General features: G+C 62.0%; 13 protein-coding genes and 2 pseudogenes. 5 read left to right on the forward strand and 10 right to left on the reverse strand.

The genetic code is table 11. The features are described 5' to 3' along the window. Nucleotides 1-44: 44 nt before the first annotated feature. Together CFB35_RS35720 and CFB35_RS34665 are read right to left on the reverse strand one after the other, a co-directional pair. Nucleotides 45-230, reverse strand: a complete 186-nt coding sequence (locus CFB35_RS35720; RefSeq protein ID WP_290370972.1) for a YadA C-terminal domain-containing protein — start codon at nt 228-230, stop codon at nt 45-47. A gap of 21 nt (nt 231-251) precedes the next feature. After that, nucleotides 252-5,969: pseudogene (locus CFB35_RS34665) on the reverse strand (ESPR-type extended signal peptide-containing protein); the annotation flags it as partial. A 609-nt stretch (nt 5,970-6,578) separates the two neighbouring features. Here CFB35_RS34665 and CFB35_RS27715 point away from each other — a divergent pair. Together CFB35_RS27715 and CFB35_RS27720 are read left to right on the forward strand one after the other, a co-directional pair. Next, on the forward strand, nt 6,579-6,947 hold the full coding sequence (locus tag CFB35_RS27715) for an H-NS family nucleoid-associated regulatory protein (RefSeq protein WP_089465845.1): 369 nt from the start codon (nt 6,579-6,581) through the stop codon (nt 6,945-6,947). Nucleotides 6,948-7,072: 125 nt separating this feature from the next. After that, the gene (locus CFB35_RS27720) at nt 7,073-7,756 is read left to right on the forward strand and encodes a response regulator transcription factor (RefSeq protein WP_089465846.1); all 684 of its coding nucleotides are present in this window, start codon (nt 7,073-7,075) and stop codon (nt 7,754-7,756) included. 108 nt (nt 7,757-7,864) lie between these two features. Here CFB35_RS27720 and CFB35_RS27725 read toward each other — a convergent pair whose 3' ends face one another. The 3 genes and pseudogenes from CFB35_RS27725 to CFB35_RS27735 all read right to left on the reverse strand — a co-directional run. Further along, entirely contained in the window at nt 7,865-9,154 is a 1,290-nt protein-coding gene (locus CFB35_RS27725) for an MFS transporter (protein ID WP_089465847.1), read from the reverse strand. Between the two features lie 88 nt (nt 9,155-9,242). Then, the gene (locus CFB35_RS27730) at nt 9,243-10,151 is read right to left on the reverse strand and encodes an AraC family transcriptional regulator (RefSeq protein WP_179231801.1); all 909 of its coding nucleotides are present in this window, start codon (nt 10,149-10,151) and stop codon (nt 9,243-9,245) included. Nucleotides 10,152-10,276: 125 nt separating this feature from the next. Beyond that, nucleotides 10,277-10,553 (reverse strand): annotated as a pseudogene (locus CFB35_RS27735) (transposase); the annotation flags it as partial. A 185-nt stretch (nt 10,554-10,738) separates the two neighbouring features. On the opposite strand from CFB35_RS27735, the gene CFB35_RS27740 reads away from it, so the two are divergent. Continuing rightward, a complete protein-coding gene (locus tag CFB35_RS27740) occupies nt 10,739-11,317 on the forward strand; it encodes a YbhB/YbcL family Raf kinase inhibitor-like protein (protein WP_089465849.1) in 579 nt (192 codons plus the stop codon). A gap of 124 nt (nt 11,318-11,441) precedes the next feature. On the opposite strand, the gene CFB35_RS27745 is transcribed toward CFB35_RS27740, so the two are convergent. Further along, a complete protein-coding gene (locus CFB35_RS27745; RefSeq protein ID WP_089465850.1) occupies nt 11,442-12,140 on the reverse strand; it encodes an MgtC/SapB family protein in 699 nt (232 codons plus the stop codon). Between the two features lie 117 nt (nt 12,141-12,257). On the opposite strand from CFB35_RS27745, the gene CFB35_RS27750 reads away from it, so the two are divergent. Further along, the gene (locus tag CFB35_RS27750) at nt 12,258-13,367 is read left to right on the forward strand and encodes an AGE family epimerase/isomerase (protein ID WP_089465851.1); all 1,110 of its coding nucleotides are present in this window, start codon (nt 12,258-12,260) and stop codon (nt 13,365-13,367) included. Here CFB35_RS27750 and CFB35_RS27755 read toward each other — a convergent pair. Next, nucleotides 13,340-14,959 carry a methyl-accepting chemotaxis protein gene (locus CFB35_RS27755; protein ID WP_089465852.1) on the reverse strand — a complete coding sequence of 540 codons (1,620 nt, stop codon included), beginning with the start codon at nt 14,957-14,959 and terminating at the stop codon, nt 13,340-13,342. The genes CFB35_RS27750 and CFB35_RS27755 overlap by 28 nt on opposite strands. Nucleotides 14,960-15,240: 281 nt before the next feature. Between CFB35_RS27755 and CFB35_RS27760 the strand changes: the two genes are divergently transcribed. Then, the gene (locus tag CFB35_RS27760; RefSeq protein WP_006480333.1) at nt 15,241-15,684 is read left to right on the forward strand and encodes a PaaI family thioesterase; all 444 of its coding nucleotides are present in this window, start codon (nt 15,241-15,243) and stop codon (nt 15,682-15,684) included. 58 nt (nt 15,685-15,742) lie between these two features. On the opposite strand, the gene CFB35_RS27765 is transcribed toward CFB35_RS27760, so the two are convergent. The 3 genes from CFB35_RS27765 to CFB35_RS27775 form a co-directional block, all read right to left on the reverse strand. Further along, nucleotides 15,743-16,795, reverse strand: a complete 1,053-nt coding sequence (locus tag CFB35_RS27765; RefSeq protein ID WP_089465853.1) for a CaiB/BaiF CoA-transferase family protein — start codon at nt 16,793-16,795, stop codon at nt 15,743-15,745. A 288-nt stretch (nt 16,796-17,083) separates the two neighbouring features. Then, nucleotides 17,084-17,992 (reverse strand): hypothetical protein, encoded by a 909-nt coding sequence (locus CFB35_RS27770; RefSeq protein WP_060317894.1) that lies wholly within the window; start codon nt 17,990-17,992, stop codon nt 17,084-17,086. 167 nt (nt 17,993-18,159) lie between these two features. Continuing rightward, nucleotides 18,160-18,609, reverse strand: coding sequence for a response regulator transcription factor (locus tag CFB35_RS27775; protein WP_081083368.1), 450 nt, complete (start codon nt 18,607-18,609; stop codon nt 18,160-18,162). Between the last annotated feature and the right edge of the window lie 154 nt (nt 18,610-18,763).

The raw sequence follows: 18,763 nt of genomic DNA on the forward strand, positions 1-18,763 counted from the left end.
GATGCCGACAGGATCGGCATCCGCCCAGAGCTCAAATCAACGCTTTACCATTGATATGAGACGCCAGCGCCATAAGTGCTGGCGCTCCCGCTGATCCCTACCCCGATCTTCGCTTTCAGGTTGTCGCTGAAGCGAACGGATACCCCGAGCGCAGTCGCTGCGTACCCTTGGTAACTCCCCCCTCCGATCCCCACCGCAATCGTCTTCCCGGGGTCGACTTCGGGAATCATGGTCAATGCGGTTGCCGCGGCGATCCCGGAGTAGGCACGACGTGCTACCTCATTGACGGTCGACTGGACACCCCACAACTGGTTCATGTTCGCTGCATCCGTTCCGTTGATGCCAGGCGCCACGTTCGTCAACCGACGCTCATTGCCGGGCGATCCGAACGACACCGTGTTGGGCTGCGAAGCCACCGAACCGACACCGATTGCCACGGCATTCGAAGCGCTCGCGACACTGCCCTGTCCTACCGCAGTCGTATTGGCTCCCGAAGCAGTCGATCCCTGGCCCAATGCAGTCGAGTTGTCTCCTGTCGCGGCTGCGGCCTGACCATCCGCCTTCGAGTTAGCGCCCGAGGCGATCGCGCCCTGCCCCTCGGCAGTCGAGTTTTGCCCGGATGCAACCGCCCCTTCACCCACCGCGGTCGAGTTCGTTCCGGACGCAGATGCGCCTTGACCGACGGCCGTCGAGTTCGGTGCCGCGGTGGCCCCGGTGCCGATGGCGGTGCTACCGTCCGTCGTCTGGGTCTTGATCGACGTGAGCGGCGCCACTGCGGTTGAAAGCGATGCCAGGCTGTCGTTGGTTGTGGACAGTCCGGTCGAGAGCGACGTCACGTTACTGTCGGTCGTGCTCAATCCCGTCGACAACGAGGCAATACTGCTGTTTGTCGAACTGAGGCCGGTCGACGTTGACGTCGACAGCGACGCTACACTGCTGTTGGTCGTGCTCAGGCCCGTCGACAGTGAGCTGACTCCGGTGGATGCGGATGTCGACAGTGACGCCACGTTGCTGTTCGTCGTGCTCAGCCCCGTCGACAGCGACGCGACGCTGCTCCCGGTTGTGCTAAGGCCGGTCGACAGAGAGCCAATGCCCGTCGACGTTGACGTCGACAACGATGCCAGGTTGCTGTTGGTCGCGCTCAATCCCGTCGACAGCGAGTTGACGGTTGTCGACGTCGAGGTCGACAACGACGTCACCGTGCTGTTGGTCGTGCTCAAGCCTGTCGACAACGAACTGATGCCCGTCGACGTCGACGTCGACAGCGACGTCACCGTGCTGTTGGTCGTGCTCAAGCCCGTCGACAACGAGCTGATACCCGTCGAGGTCGACGTCGACAGCGACGTCACCGTGCTGTCGGTCGTGCTCAAGCCCGTCGACAACGAACTGATGCCCGTCGAGGTCGACGTGGACAGCGACGAGACCGTGCTATCGGTCGCGCTCAGACCAGTCGACAGCGAGTTGATGCCGGTCGAAGTCGAGGTGGACAGCGACGTGATCGAGCTATTGGCCGACGACAAGCCGGTCGACAGCGAGGTCGACAGCGACGTCACGGTGCTGTCGGTCGAGCTCAGGCCGGTCGACAGCGAACTGATGCCAGTCGACGTCGACGTGGACAGCGACGAGACCGTGCTATCGGTCGAGCTCAGGCCAGTTGACAGCGAACTGATGCCCGTCGACGTCGACGTGGACAGCGAGCTGATCGAGCTATTGGCCGACGACAAGCCGGTCGACGTCGAGGTCGACAGCGACGTCACGGTGCTGTCGGTCGAGCTCAGGCCAGTCGACAGCGAACTGATGCCCGTCGACGTCGACGTGGACAGCGAGCTGATCGAGCTATTGGCCGACGACAAGCCGGTCGACGTCGAGGTCGACAGCGACGTCACGGTGCTGTCGGTCGAGCTCAGGCCGGTCGACAGCGAATTGATGCCCGTCGACGTCGACGTGGACAGCGAGCTGATCGAGCTATTGGCCGACGACAGGCCCGTCGATGTGGAAGTCGACAGCGACGACACCGTGCTATCGGTCGAGCTCAGGCCGGTCGACAGCGAACTGATGCCCGTCGACGTTGACGTGGACAGCGAGCTGATCGAGCTATTGGCCGACGACAAGCCGGTCGACGTCGAGGTCGACAGCGACGTCACGGTGCTGTCGGTCGAGCTCAGGCCAGTTGACAGCGAACTGATGCCCGTCGACGTCGACGTGGACAGCGAGCTGATCGAGCTATTGGCCGACGACAGGCCCGTCGCCGTGGAAGTCGACAGAGATGCCACCGTGCTATCGGTCGAGCTCAGGCCAGTCGACAGCGAGTTGATGCCGGTCGAGGTCGATGTGGACAGCGACGTGATCGAGCTGTTGGCCGACGACAGGCCCGTCGACGTGGAAGTCGACAGAGATGCCACTGTGCTATCGGTCGAGCTCAGGCCAGTTGACAGCGAACTGATGCCCGTCGAAGTCGACGTGGACAGCGAGCTTATCGAGCTATTGGCCGACGACAGGCCCGTCGACGTGGAAGTCGACAGAGATGCCACCGTGCTATCGGTCGAGCTCAGGCCAGTCGACAGCGAGTTGATGCCGGTCGAAGTCGACGTGGACAGCGACGTGATCGAGCTGTTGGCCGACGACAGGCCCGTCGACGTGGAGGTCGACAGCGATGCCACCGTGCTGTCGGTCGTGCTCAAGCCGGTCGACAACGAGCTGATGCCCGTCGAAGTCGACGTCGACAGCGACGTCACCGTGCTGTCGGTCGTGCTCAACCCGGTCGACAACGAGCTGATGCCCGTCGAGGTCGACGTCGACAACGATGTGATCGAGCTGGTCGCCGACGAAAGGCCCGTTGACGCTGATGTCGACAGTGAACTCAACTGACTGTAGTTCACCGCGTCGGTTGGATTCACGCCTGCGGCGACGTTAGTCAATGTGACCGGCGTAGTCGCGCCGACACCACCCAACGTCACCGACGTATGTGCTGCATTGTCATACTGCACGGAATTTGCTGCGCCGGTCGACAGCGAAGCAATCACGCTATTGGTCGAGCTCAGACCGGTCGACAACGAAGTAACGCCGCTTTGCGCGGTACTGATCCCGGTCCATGCCGACGTAGACAGCGAGGTCACCGTGCTATTCGTCGCGCTCAGACCCGTCGACAACGACGTCACGCCACTTTGTGCGGCGCTGATCCCGGTCGACGCCGACGTCGACAACGAGGTCACCGTGCTATTCGTCGCGCTCAGACCCGTCGACAACGAGGTGACACCACTTTGTGCGGTGCTGATCCCGGCGGAAGTCGATGTCGACAGCGATATCACCGAGCTATTCGTCGAGCTCAAACCCGTCGACAACGACGTCACACCGCTTTGCGCGGTGCTGATCCCGGTCGAAGTCGACGTCGACAGCGACGTGATCGAGCTGGTCGCCGACGAAAGGCCCGTTGACGCTGATGTCGACAGTGAACTCAACTGACTGTAGTTCACCGCGTCGGTTGGATTCACGCCTGCGGCGACGTTAGTCAATGTGACCGGCGTAGTCGCGCCGACACCACCCAACGTCACCGACGTATGCGCTGCGTTGTCATACTGCACAGAATTTGCTACGCCCGTCGACAGCGACGCTACCGAGCTATTCGTCGCGCTCAGACCCGTCGACAACGACGTCACGCCACTTTGCGCAGTGCTGATCCCGGTCGATGCCGACGTCGACAGCGACATCACCGAACTATTCATCGCGCTCAAACCCGTCGACAACGACGTCACACCGCTTTGCGCGGTGCTGATCCCGGTCGAAGCCGACGTCGACAGCGACGTTACCGAACTATTCGTCGAGCTCAGACCCGTCGACAACGACGTGACGCCGCTTTGAGCCGTGCTGATCCCCGTCGACGCCGACGTCGAGAGCGAGGTCACCGTGCTATTGGTCGCGCTCAGCCCCGTCGACAACGACGTCACGCCACTTTGCGCGGTGCTGATCCCGGTCGACGCCGACGTCGACAGCGAGGTCACCGTGCTATTCGTCGCGCTCAGACCCGTCGACAACGACGTCACACCACTTTGTGCGGTGCTGATCCCGGTCGACGCCGACGTCGACAGCGAGGTCACCGAGCTATTCGTTGAGCTCAGCCCCGTCGATAACGACGTCACACTACTTTGCGCGGTGCTGATCCCGGTCGACGCCGACGTCGACAGCAAGGTCACCGAGCTATTCGTCGCGCTCAGACCTGTCGACAACGACGTCACACCACTTTGTGCGGTGCTGATCCCGGTCGACGCCGACGTCGACAGCGAGGTCATCGAGCTATTGGTCGCGCTCAGGCCCGTCGACAACGACGTGACGCCGCTTTGCGCCGTGCTGATCGCGGTGGAAGCCGACGTTGACAGCGAAGTCACCGTGCTATTCGTCGCGCTCAGACCGGTCGATAACGACGTGACGCCGCTTTGCACGGTGCTGATCCCGGTCGAGGCCGACGTCGACAGCGAAGTCACCGTGCTATTCGTCGCGCTCAGACCTGTCGACAACGACGTGACGCCGCTTTGTGCGGTGCTGATCCCGGTCGACGCCGACGTCGACAGCGAGGTCGCCGAGCTATTCGTCGCGCTCAGACCCGTCGACAACGACGTCACACCACTTTGTGCGGTGCTGATCCCGGTCGACGCCGACGTCGACAGCGAGGTCACCGTGCTATTCGTCGAACTCAGACCCGTCGATAACGACGTGACCCCGCTTTGCGCCGTACTGATCCCGGTGGAAGCCGACGTCGACAGCGAGGCTACCGAGCTATTCATCGCGCTCAGACCTGTCGACAACGACGTGACGCCGCTTTGCGCGGTGCTGATCCCGGTCGAGGCCGACGTCGACAGCGAAGTCACCGAGCTATTCGTCGCGCTTAGCCCCGTCGACAACGACGTCATGCCGCTTTGCGCCGTGCTGATCCCGGTCGACGCCGACGTCGACAGCGAGGCTACCGCGCTATTCGTCGAACTCAGACCCGTCGATAACGACGTCACACCACTTTGCGCAGTGCTGATCCCGGTGGAAGCCGACGTCGACAGCGACGTCACCGTGCTTTTGGTCGAACTCAGACTTGTCGACAACGAAGTGACGCCGCTTTGCGCGGTGCTGATCCCGCTGGAGGTTGACGTCGACAGCGACGTCACGGAACTGTTGGTTGAACTGAGTCCTGTCGAGAGGGACGCGATTGAACTGCTTGCGGATACAGCACCAGCAGCCGCAGTAGACAGGCTTGTCACGCTCGAAGCGACAGCAGTAATCGCCTGATTCGTCGCATAAAGCTCCGACCCGTTGATCGCGTCAGTACTAGTGGCCGATATCTGCCCTGCATTAACATTGGTGATGGTTCTTTCGGCACCAGGGGCACCCACACTAACTACCCCATTGCTGCCCCCCCCGGCAAAAATATATTGGATACCGTTAATTGTCGTCCCGATCGGCGCAGTAATTAAAGCATCGACTATCGACCCATTACCTAAAGCCACAGAGTTTAGGGCTTCAGCGGTGGCCCCGTAACCAATTGCCGTGGCGCTGTCAACAAGCGCAACAGCCCGACCGCCAATCGCCGTGGCGTGCGATTGGGCGGCGGTCGCAAACGCACCAAGCGCTGTCGCATATAGATTCGTCGCGGTAGCGCCCCAACCAATGGCAACCGCCGGCCCCATGGTCCCAATCACGTTCGAACCTGAATTCGCTGCCGCAGCTGAACCAATTGCAATGTCCCCAGCAGTCGATGCATTCGTGATCCCGCTATTGCCACCAATTGCGATCGCACCTGTTTGAGTGGCCGCTCCCAAGCCCGCCGAATATTGCGCCAGAACAGTATGCGGGGACGCAATCAGCGCGAGGGCCATCAGCGCAACTACGCTTCTCTTGTTCGGCTTTCCGCGAGCCGAGTCGTTTTCAGAGGCGGCCACCCAAGCGCCAAGCGCCTCGTTCCAAATTGTCCTGTAACTCTTGTTCATTTAGATCCCCGTCGATATCGAGCCGCAGCTTCCGCCAATCGACCCTTTCACATAAATCTGACAAATTAAAAAATGTCGACATTTCAACGGCGAGCTAAATGCCAAACCCACTCACCGGCTAGCGACGATTTTCCAATTGACCATCTGGCCCAGGGCTGAACAATTTTCACGAAAATGCACCAACACGGTGAATATGTGTAAAGGTTCGTCAATTCCAATATCGCCAACCGTCTAATTTATTGGCACTCGATTGAAACAAGCCACCACTCCAAAGTGACTGGCAGTGCGTCACGCCAGCCCCGCCCTTTCTCCGAGCGACAGCCGTTCTGTCTAATGTTTTCAAATTTTTCTCACACCCACGAGGTCAGCAAAAATTCAAAAAGCACGGCACGGCGAAGCGTGACAATATTTCAGAAAGACAGACATCTATGAACCGACATCTGATCGCACGGAGTAATCAATGGGCGAGTATGCGCATCAGCTATATCCGGCTGCACTGATAGCGGCGGCGTCCGGGTGAATTTAGAGAATGCCCCGCCGCCTCTCGCCATTGCTTGAGGAAACGTCAGCCGTGCAGATAATTTGCCTCCACTTTTTTAGGATACGTCAATGCAGACCTATCAAAATTACCTCGATTTGAAGAAACGGCTTGATCACGAACTTGAGATCGAGAAACTGAAAATGATTGATGCCGTGATATCAGAGATTCGAATGTGCGTGAAACTGTTTAACTTGACCGCACGCGATGTGTTCCCCCCTGAACATCAACGCCAGCGAAAAAGAAGGGCCAAATACTACGATCCTGCCTCTGGATGTACTTGGTCAGGGGTCGGCCGCGAACCGCACTGGATTAAAGGAAAAAACAGGAAAGAATTTTTGCTGAGCCCGCCCGCTCATGATGAGACTCAGGGAAGCCTCAGCTCTGGTGAGCCACTGCCGCCCGTTCAAACGGGCCGCGATCATTTGTTACAAGATTAGAATTTCAGAAACGCATTTGATCATCGAACATATTTGATTTAACTCAGAACCAGAACCACACCCCAATCGAAATCGGCGGATTTCCACCATACAAAGGTGAAATACTCGCTTCACACGAACGATATATGAAGATTTTGTTTTTGGACGAGCGAGAAGTATATGGTGATCTCGCGCGTCTTCTCTGTCAGCAACGCGAAAATGATGTGGTCGTCGTCAAGAACGGCGCCCAGGCTGTGCGCGCCCTTCAACAAGCGATGTTCGACCTCGTTATCTTCGAATTGACTGCGCCGGCCATGTCGGGGCTCGACCTCGTCCGCTGGGTTCGGCATAACCTCGGCAAGAAAATTCCCGTCTTGACTTTATCCGGCGTATTGTCGGACTGTTCCACCGCGGATGTTCTCAACGCTGGAGCAGATGACTGGATCCGCATGCCGATGAGCAAAGAAGATTTTATCGCCAGAGTAAACGCTGTAATCCGGCGCACGAACATCTCCGAAGAATCAGATGACTCCGTCTCGGTCGGAAATTACCTGATTCCACGCGGCGGCCGAAATATCTTCATCAACAACGAGCCGGTTAAAGTGACAAAGAAGGAGTTCGAGATCATCGCCACGCTTTTCAGAAATGTCGGGCGTGTCGTTCCCCGCGACCACCTGATAACGTTTGTCTGGGGAGACGCAGGCGACACGTCCTCACGGTCGCTTGACACCCATATATATCGAGTGAAAAACAAGTTGCGACTCAATGGGGAGCATGGCCTCCTGCTGCAGTCGGTATACACCTTTGGATATAGACTCGAGAAGATTTAAGCAACACCCTCAGTCATGAACCACTGCATCGTCTACTTCCCGGGCCACACACGGCGGAACGCGGCACTCATTGGCGTGCAGAGCCGCCGGACTCCACGATCGGTGCAACTATTGGAAGGTCCTGTCTTCCGTGGCTACCTGAGTCCGGCGCGTCACGCCACGCAAAAGGATGAAGAGTATCGTCGCCCCAATCAGATCGAAGGCTCCAAATGCTCCAAAGAAAAGCCCATATCCGAACCGGTCGGCAGTCGAACCCAACAGCAACGAAAATCCAAGACCTCCAATCGATGCCACCGTACCGGCCAGTCCCGCTGCAGTACCTACCTCATCAGGTTCGAAGACGTCTGCACACAGCGTATTGAGAAGTACGGAGATCATCTGATGTGCAAAACCACCAATGCAGAACAGAACGATTGCTTGAAGCGGCGTAGCAACTAGGCCAATACACGCGGGTCCGAACATCAGAACGGCTCCGAGCGCTACACCGGCGACGCGCGATCCGATTAGCGATACGTGAAAGCGGTTGATCAGGAACGGCGACAAGTATCCGCCGAAAAGGCCACCCAGGTCGGCTGCAAGAAAGGGTAGCCATGCAAACAGCGCGATCTGCTTCAGGTCCATGTGCCGTTCCGTTGCCAGATACAGCGGAACCCAGAAAATCAGGGTCTGCCAGACGGGCTCGGCAAAGAAGCGCGCCTGGGCTATCGCCCAAAAACGGCGCATTCCAAGGACCTTCCACATGCGCCGGATTCCTTCATGCCACTCGGTGCGGACTGACATTCGTTTACCGGGAGGCTCTATCTGGTTCTTCTTGCCCATCCCGCGGTACTGCCCTGGCGAGCGGTAGACAAAATACCAAATTGTCGACCATACGAAACCCAGTGCGCCGGTAATGGCGAATGCGCTTTGCCAGCCATACTCGCGAGACAGAAATACGACGACCAGCGGTGCAAAAAGTGAGCCAAGTGATGTGCCAGCGTTGAAATAACCGACCGCAACCGATTTTTCGTGATCCGGAAACCATTCGGCAACGATTTTCATCCCGGCGGGAATCGCGACAGCATCGGCGGCGCCTTTTACCGCACGCAGTGCAGCCAGCGATAGCCATCCACCGGCCACGCCGTGCAAGATACCTGCAAATGACGAAATGCCTACGAATACTGCAACGCCAATCCGCAAGCCGATCAAGTCTATGACCAGCCCGCATATCGGTTGCATGACTAAATACCCTGCCTGAAATGCACCGACCACGTATGCGTATTGCTGCGTACTCATGTTCAAAATGAACTTGAGTTCCGGCGCCATCACCCCAAGCGCGTTGCGGGACAGATAATCGACGATGGTACCGAGGCAGCCGAGCGCCACGACCCACCAGCGCAGGCTGTAGGCTTGTTTCATAAATTTTCCGTACAGGCGGCCTACGGGACGGAACGTGTGTTGTTCCCGACCGGGAGCCGGATTTCGACGTGATATCTCGCCGTGACGATCATCGGCTTCCCTTGATCAACTGGGATGGTGACGTAGCCCACCGGCGTTTGAACGCGGTCGAGAAATGGCTCATATTGTTGAACCCGCATGCCAGCGCCACGTCGGTTACGCTCCCCTGCCCTCGAAGCAACATATTCTTCGCACGCTCGAGGCGTGCTTCCATCACATATTGATGTGGTGGCAGACCGGTGTACTTTCCAAACAGGCGCATGAAACCATACAAATTTGACTCGAAGCCCGCGGCGCTAGCGATCTCCCGGACTCGCAGCGTTGAGTCCAGCCCGGAGTGAATGAACTGCAATGCCCGGTCCATAATCGCATCCGCGAGCCCCATGTTGCACTCCCATGTGGTATTTCGGGCCAGCGCCGTGAAGCGGTAAAGCGCCGAGAGCGCCAACCACTCGGCATGTTCGACGCCAGTAGGCGTGCCCGACGACGCGTCCCGCACGATCTCGTCAATGAGTTGCACCAGTATGCGATCGTGGATACCCGCAAACCACCCATGGAGCGGGATCGGCATCCGGCCGGAGGTACCCTGAAGCCAATCGATATTGATAATGAGATGGCTTTGCTCGAGGTTGACGCCCCATCGATAATTCAACGCCGCATTAGGTGGACCATACGCCACACTGCTATCTGAAGCATCGGCGTGCTGCCAGCGGCCGAATCGATTGAGGCTTTCAACCCGCTCGTGGGGTTTTCGATACAAGCAAAGAAGCAGGTTCGATTCGAATCGCAAATCCCGTACTTCTCCCTCTTCGCTGATCTGATAGTTATGTACTTGAATCCCATCCCACGGTGACGCCACTGGTGCGGGTTTCCATGTATCTGGTAGGGCTGTCAGGATGCGACCCTCTGACGGAGAGGCGTTGGAACACGGAAACTGCGTGGCCGGATTGGCGTCCATGATCGGATCAAAAGTGGCATGCAATGTTGTAATAATTGGAACATGTTTCGACCATAAAGGCGAGTATCGATTCGCAGTGCGAAGGCCCGGCCACGAGGGAAGCGAGGATCGACAGGGATTCGCAGTAGTTTGGTCAGCAGCAACGCGTGAAATGCATCCCGGACTGCAGCCTCTTGCCAGTCCCGCGGCAGCAGCCAGCAACTCACGCACGAGCCACATCCCATTTTGGCAGGAAGATCGCGCCAGCGAATGCAGGTCTTCAGCACGAACAGAATGCCCGTCGGCGCTGCGCGATTCAGCACGGGCTTGCGACGCGGATACTTGAACCGACGGGGGCTTGGCCGGTGGTAGAAGTGGCTCGATCAGTTTCCACAACGCGTCGTCAATGATCCGTCTGCCCATCTCCTTGATCCGGCTGTCGCGACGGCTCAGGGCTAACAGGTCGAGAGAAACGTTGACAGTAGCTACGCGTCGACGTTGCAGCCAAGGCAACACCGTGGTTCGCGAATGCGCCTTCCGGCGCGAATCGCCACAAGATACCGTGGATACCGTTGTACTGAACTCTCACCCTTCAACGGAGCAACGTCATGCGACCGAGGATTTTTTTGCCCGCGATTCTATCCACCTCAACGGCATTGGCGTTCATCCCGGCGACAGCCAGCGCGGAGCCGTTCACGATCACGGTCGATGGCCTCCATCGCGGGCACTTTACGAACGAACACGTGTACGGAGGTTTCGGCTGTCACGGTCAGAACGTTTCGCCGCGCATTTCGTGGGCTCACGTTCCGCGCGGCACGAAGAGCATCGTCGTGACGATCTTCGACCCCGATGCGCCGACCGGGGGACTTGGCTGGACCCACTGGGAGATCGTCAATATTCCACCTTCGGAGTCGTCGATCGAAAAAGGCGCTTCTGGCGATCCGAAGCTCATGCCGAGCGGCGCTGTCGAAACGTTGACGGATTTTGGCGAATCCAGATACGGTGGGCCCTGCCCGCCTCAGGGGGCGTCGCATCGATATGTCGTGACGGCGTCCGCCCTGAACGTGGAAAAAATCGACGTGGCGCCGGCGGCAAGTCCCGCGGTCGTCGCTTATCAGATGCACGGGAAAATCATCGCTCAGGCAAAGTACGTCGCCCGATATCATCGCGCCTCCACTACCGATTGACGGTTGCGATTACGCCAACGACATTCCACCAGCGACGTCCAGGTTGCCGTCGCGCTCGACGGCATCAACCAACGCCCCGGACCGACGACTCCCTCCGCCCAGCGCATTCGTGCCGATAGGCCCGCTATTCGTCACTCGACAACCCATTCCCGCCGTCGAACCGCGTGACGCCCGGCAGCGCGCGCAGCTTGTCGCAGATCGCCTTGTATTCGCCTTCCGACACCCGCGCGAGCGCGATGCGCACCTCGTCCTGCTCGCCCGCGTCGTCGGCACGCTGCACGATGAACTGCTTCACGCGCGCACTGTCGGGGCCGAGCGCCGCGTGCAGCGAATCGAACGTCAGCGTGCCGCTCGCCACCGTCAACGCAAGCTGGCGCCGCTGCCGCACCGTGAAATAACGCCGCTCCAGCGGCTTGATGCCGGCGAGGATGATCAAAATGATGATCGTCGCCGAAATCGCCGCGACATAGAGCCCGCCGCCCACGGCGAGCCCGATCGCGGCGACCGACCACAGGCTCGCGGCCGTCGTCAGCCCGCGTACGATCTCGCCGCGCAGCAGGATCGAGCCCGCGCCGAGGAAGCCGATGCCCGACACGACCTGCGCGGCGATCCGCGACGGATCGAGCACGATGTGGTCGCTGGTGCCGAGCACGTCGGCGAAACCGAACGCCGACACGATCATGATCAGCGTCGAGCCGACACACACCAGCATGTGCGTGCGCAGGCCGGCGGCCCACGACAGGCGCTCGCGCTCGAAGCCGATGACGCTGCCGAGCGCCGCCGCGAGAACGAGCCGCATCACGAGTTCCAGGTTGCTGAGCATTCGATTTATCTCCTTTTTTTGGTGCCGGCCGCGCGGAATGTTTTATCCTTGGCCCCGGCCGCGCCGATTCTCCGGGCCGCGCCGACACGTTTCGATCCAAGCGCTCAAAACCCCACCATGTCCGTTTCCGACTCCGCTTCCGCCCAGGCCGCCCAACTGCGCCACCATTTCGCGCACGTCGTCTTGCCGATCTGGCGGGGTTCAGGGTTCGACCCGGCATTGCAACTGCCGTTCGAGGCCGTCGATCCGGCCACCCACGCGCCGCTGCCCGTGACCCGTTATCGCGCAATGGCGTGCGCAAGGCAACTGTTCGTGTTCGCGCAGGCCGGCGACACCGCGCACGCGGCCGCGCTGTTCGATGCGCTGTGCCGGCACTTTCGCGACCCGCGCCACGGCGGCTGGATCTACAGTGTCGACGCGCAGGGCGCGCCGCTCGATACGACCAAGGACCTCTATACGCACGCATTCATCGTATTTGCGTGCGCCGCGTGGCATGCGGCGTCGGGCGACGCCGCCGCGCGCACGGTGGCCGAAGCCACCGCCGCGCTGATCCAGGACCGCTTCGCGCCGCGCCACGGCGACGCGTTGCTCGATGCCGCACGGCACGCCGATTTCTCGTCATCCGGCAGCGGCGCGCTGCAGAATCCGCTGATGCACCTGACCGAAGCGTGGCTCGCGGCCGCGGACGCGTTCGGCGACACCGCGTTCGACGATGCGCTCGCGCGCACCGCGCAGGCCGTCGAGCGCACGTTCGTCGATGCCGCGACCGGCTGCGTGGCCGAGCTGCCGCTCGGGGCGGCCGACAACCGTTTCGAGCCCGGCCATCAGTTCGAGTGGTTCTATCTGGTCGACGCGGCCGGTGCGCGGCTCGCGCGGACCGGGCTCCCCGCCGCGCTGTCGCGCGCGTTCGCGTTCGCCGAGCAATACGGCGTCGATCCGCAAACGGGCGGCGTGTGCGCGGCGCTCGACGCGCAAGGCGCGTGCATCGACGGCACGCAGCGGATCTGGGCGCAGACCGAATACCTGCGCGCGCTCGCGACGCACGGCGGCACGCCGGCCTCCGCGCCGCTCGCGCGGCAGATCGAGCGGTTCGCCGCGCGCTTCCTGCATCCGCGCGGCTGGTTCGAGTGCAAGACGGCGGACGGGCAGGTGTCGCGCGCCGACATGCCGTCGACGACGCCCTACCACCTCGCGACCGCCTACGCGGCGCTGCCGGCCGGTTCGTAACCTGCCGCGGCAAGCGACGGCGCCGCGCGATCGCCGCGGGCGGCGCGCCCGTCGCCCAGCTCGAACACCGACACTGCCTGCATCAGGTGCGCGGTCTGGTCGTTCAGCGACGCGGCCGCCGCCGCGACTTGCTCGACCAGCGCCGCGTTCTGCTGCGTGAGCTGATCCATCTGCGTGACGGCCTGGTTCACCTGCTCGATCCCCACGCTCTGCTCGACCGACGCCGCCGTGATCTCCGACATCGTCTGCACGACCCGCGTGATCGACGCCGACACCGTGCGCATCGCGTCGCCGGCACGCTCGACGAGCTCCGCGCCGCCGTTGATCTGCGCGACCGAATCCTCGATCAGGGTCTTGATCTCCTTCGCCGATTGCGCGCTGCGCTGCGCGAGCGAGCGCACTTCGCCCGCGACCACCGCGAAGCCGCGCCCCTGTTCACCGGCCCGTGCGGCCTCGACCGCCGCGTTCAGCGCAAGGATGTTGGTCTGGAACGCGATGCCGTCGATCACCGAGATGATCTCCGCGATCCGCCCCGAGCTCTGCGCGATACCGCGCATCCGGTCGATCACGCTGTCGACCACACCGCCGCCGTGGCTCGTCGCTTCGAGCGCCGCGTCGGCCAGTGCGCTCGCCGCGCGGGCGCTGTCGGTGTTCTGCCGGACGGTCGCGGTCAATTCCTCCATGCTCGCGGCGGTTTCCTCGAGCGACGCGGCCTGCGTGCCCGTGCGCGCCGACAGGTCGGCGTTGCCGCCGGCGATCTCGCCCGCGCCGAGGTGAATCGCGTCGGACGCGTGGCGCACCGTGCGCACGGTGCCCGCGATGCTCGTCTGCATCGCGGCGAGGCCGCGCAGCATCCGGTCGATCTCGAATACGCCGCCCGCCTGCACGGCTTCGTCGAGACGGCCCTGCGCGATCCGCTCGAAATGGCGGCCGGCCTGCTCCAGCGGCGCGACGACCGCGCGCCGCGCGGCCGCGTAGATCGCGGCGCTCGCCGCGAGCATCGCCACCAGCAGCACGATGCCGACCGACTTGAACCACAGCATGCCGCCGTCGATCGTGTCGAGCGCCGCGCGGCTCGACGTGCCGCCATAGTCGGTGAAGCGATGCAGCTCGGCGATGTACGCGTCCTGGAAGCCCTGGGTCGGCTGGTCGAGGAACGCCTGGATGTTGTCGGCGTCGAGGAACTGCACGAGTTCGCCCAACGCGCCGCGCAGCGCGCGATAGCGCTCGGTGAGCGCCGCGACGCGCGTGCGGTTGGTCTCGTCGACCGGCTGCGCGGCCGTCAGCACGGCGAACGCCTTGTCCGCTTCCGCGAGCGATGCGCCGGCGTGGCGGATGATGTCTTCGGGCTTCGGCCCGCCGCGCACCATCCGCGTGCCGGCGCGCGACAGGTTGATGCGCGCGTCGAGCAGCTGCTCGGTCGCGCGGCTGGCCGCGTCGACCTGCGCGATCGCGACGTTCGACAGATCGTCGACGCCGCTGCGCGTCGACGCGAGCGTCCAGAAACCGAGCGCTTCGATCGCGAACAGGAAGAGACAGAACACGGTCAACACGCCGAGCAGACCCGACGCGAGCTTGATTTTTCCGAACATGGGGGGATTCCTGGAAAGCGGACGATGAGGCAATGCCCCGGCATTAGCGGCATTTCTTCGTCGGACTTTAGGCGGAACGGCCGGAAACGCGGGCCAATCGCGTGCTTCGCTCGCGCATTCGCGTCGAATCGCCCGCAAACGCGGAGATCTTCGGTATTCGACGCAATAATCGCGTCGCATCGCACCGGGATTTGCACGAAATGCGGACGAATTTCCTTGCTTATCCGGAACCCCCTTCCTAGAGTTCAGCGCAAGCGGGCACTCATTTCGAAGGAAATTCGATGACCGACATCACGGACCACGCGCGCGGCGCATTGCGCGCGCAGCCGTTCAGCATGCTGCTGGGCACGGAGCTGATGCATATCGGCGACAACGAAGTGTCGCTGTGTCTGCCAGTGCGCGAGGAATTGCGGCAGCAGCACGGTTTCGTGCACGGCGGCGTCATCAGCTATCTCGCGGACAACGCGCTGACCTTCGCCGGCGCGCTCGTGCTCGGCCCGCGCGTGATCACAGCCGAATACAAGATCAACTATCTGCGGCCGGCCGTGAACGGTACGCTCGTCGCCCGCGCGAAGCTCGTGTACGCGGGCCGGCACCAGGCGACCTGCCAGTGCCACGTGTTCGTCATCGACGGCGATCACGAGCGGCTCGTCGCGATCGCGCAAGGCACGATCAATCGGGTCGGCGACGGCAAGATGCCGGATGCGCCGGTGGAAACGGCGTGAGAACGGCCTGAGCAACCGGCGCGCAATATCGCGGCCGGCTGGCCCCTGAGTCGCGCCGCTAGGCCGCGTCATCCCCCGCCAACGGCAAAAACCGCGGCGCCACCCTCGCCCGCACGTTCCCGCGCTCATCCGTCCGATAGATCCCGCGCGCCGCGTTGTGCGGATGCACGGCCGCGTCGGCCACGCTCAGCACCGGCGCGAAACACGCGTCGGTGCCTTCGAGCAGCGCGCGCCAGTGCGCGGACGGCCGCTGCGCGAACACGTCCGCGAAACGCGCCTTCAGCGCGGGCCAGCGCGCCCGGTCGTACTGCGACGCGGGATCGACGTCGGTCAGCCCGAGCCGTTCGACCAGCAGCGCATAGAACGGCGGCTCGAGCGCGCCGATCGTCACGCATTCGCCGTCCGCGCAGCGATACACGTCGTAGAACGGCGCGTCGTGGAACAGGCTCGGCTGCGCGCCGTCGAGCTGCCCGTTCGCGCGTGCCCACAGCGCGAGCGACCCGAGCATCGACACGATGTCGACGATCGCGCCGTCGACCACGCGGCCCGGCCCGCCGCCGCGCACGTCGAGCAATGCGCAGACGATCCCGAAAGCAAGCCCGAGCGCGCCGCCCGCATCGCCGACGATCGTCGGCGGCACGCCCGGCCGGCCGTCGCGCGGCGCGGACAGCGACAGCAGCCCGGTCAGCGCGACATAGTTCAGGTCGTGCCCGGCCGCGGCCGCGAGCGGTCCATCCTGGCCCCAGCCGGTCATGCGCCCGTAGACCAACGTCGGATTGCGGCGCGCGCAAACGTCGGGCCCGAGGCCGAGCCGCTCCATCACGCCGGGCCGCAAGCCCTCGATCAGCGCATCGGCCTGCGCGATCAGGTCGAGCGCGGCGTCACGCCCGGCCGGCGCCTTCAGGTCGAGTTCGACGATCGTCTTGCCTTCACGCAGCAGGTCGCCGTCGCGGGCCCGCAGCGCGTCCGGTGCGCTCGTGCGGCCCGACGGACGCGCGACAAGCGTGATGCGCGCGCCCATTCCGGCGAGCATCCAGCCTGCGAGCGGGCCGGGGCCGAGACCTTCGAATTCGACGATGTGGATGCCGGAAAGCGGTGCGTTCAATGACATGGCGACCTCGTGGGAATGCGATCGAAGCGGGGATAGGCGAGCCTTCACCGCAGGCAGGCATGTGCGCCGGATACACGTATTCTGACGTGCTTTCGCGCATCGACGACGTCCGGTTCGAATCCGTGAGGCGGCAGGCAGAACGGCAAACGAAAAGGCCGGCGAAACGTCGCCGGCCTCTGCCGTCAGGGGATGATCCAGGACCGCCCCCGATACACGCGGGCCGCCGTCGAAACGCCGGAGAGATCGATCTCGACGTAACGGCCGACAACCCGGTCGGTCACGGCAGGATCACGGCGTTTTCCATTGCCCGCCTTCGTACACTCGCCCCGTCGAATTCGTATTCGTGAGGTCAATCTCGATGCTCCGCGACCGCGCCTTCGAGAAGATCGTCGACGTCTCGATGTTCTGCTCGAACCACACGAGCACTTTCTCGATCGGCGTGAACGATGCCTCCCCGGACACCATCACGTCGGGGGCTGCGTAGATCGGCGTGCTGATGGCCTCGCCGTCCACACCCGTGCTCAGTTGGCAGATGCCCGGGTGGATGTCGCCGTAGTCGTTCTCCATGTTGATCGCGGTCGGGTCGCCGCCCGTCGACGGCGCCCCGAACTGGCCGTACTTGTCGAGGGTAACGATCTCCCCAAGGCCGATCGAGACCTTCTTGGTCGACGCCTTGACCGAAATGCCGTCCTGATAGCGGTTCGTTCCGAAGATCTGGTAGATCGGCGTCCACGAGAACTCGTTGTCCTCGAGATACTCGAACGATGCGCGCCAGACCACGTTGTACGCCGCGTCTCCGACCTTCTTGGCGAAGCACAGGTTGTAGCGGGCCTGCTTGAGCGTCGCGAAGTCCTTCTTGCCGATTCCGATATCGACCGTCTTCGTCGCGGCCGCCAGCGCGTTCTGGAACGACTGGACGAGCACGCCGTATTCCTCCGCCTGGAACAGCTGCGCCTGAACCTGGAACTCCGCCACGTTCCCGGTCGGACTGAGGCTCTTGCACACGACCTTCTGGCCCTGGTCGGCATGCGAGCCCTGATACACGTAGTACGTGCTTTCGGTTCTCAGCTGGTCCTTGTTCACCCCGGTCACGGAGAACTTCTCGCCGGCCTTTTTCTTCAGCTCCCCGGTCCCCTCGGTAATGACGTCCCAGGTAACACCGACCTTCGGCCAACGGCATACTTTCAGAATGCTCATTTTCTGATCCCCTCGGATAAGCTCGCTGAAAATAAATCTCTTGCACGCGGCGAGCATCGCGCACAAAAACCAAAGACACCTCTTTATTGGTGAATTGAACAATTTCAAATTCGAAAATTATCGACGACTCAATTCATCGATTCGAATGTGCAGCGCATGGACCCAGATTAGGATTCGCCGGACAAATTGGCCATGCCACACTTCGCGTATTGACTGGCGATCCAGGCGACCAGTTGACGCGTCGATTTGCAGCCGCATTTATCGAGTAAATGCTCGCGATGCTTGTCGACGGTACGGGGACTGACTTGAAGCACGCGTGCGATCTGCTTGCTGCCGTGCCCCTGGCACAGCAGCCGCAGCACCCGGGATTCGGCCGGGCTCAGGCGGATACCGCCCAGGTCGAGTCGCTCGAGCCATCCGGGCTCGTCCGGCAGGTCGCCGGCAGGCAATGCGATGACGGATCGGACACCCGTCTTTCGCTTGATGCGGCTTACGTGGCGTCGCGCGGTATCGAGTCCGATTCCGAGGTGAACGGCAATGGCCTTGTTGCTGAATCCGAGACGCAGCAGATCCACGACTTCTTTCTCTCGCGGCGTGAGAGCAGGATCCGAATCCATCGGCCCGGTCGTCTTGTTTTCGCCGCCGGGTAGGTGTGGTCAGTTGAATGCGATGCTGTCGGCTGCGGGTGTTTATGATCGAAATTTCCGGCAGGAGCGTCGCTTATATCACGTTTCAATACGTGCAATTTCACTGGACATCGACCCGGGTCAA

Source organism: Burkholderia sp. AU16482 (genome assembly GCF_002223285.1).
Classification (GTDB): domain Bacteria; phylum Pseudomonadota; class Gammaproteobacteria; order Burkholderiales; family Burkholderiaceae; genus Burkholderia; species Burkholderia semiarida.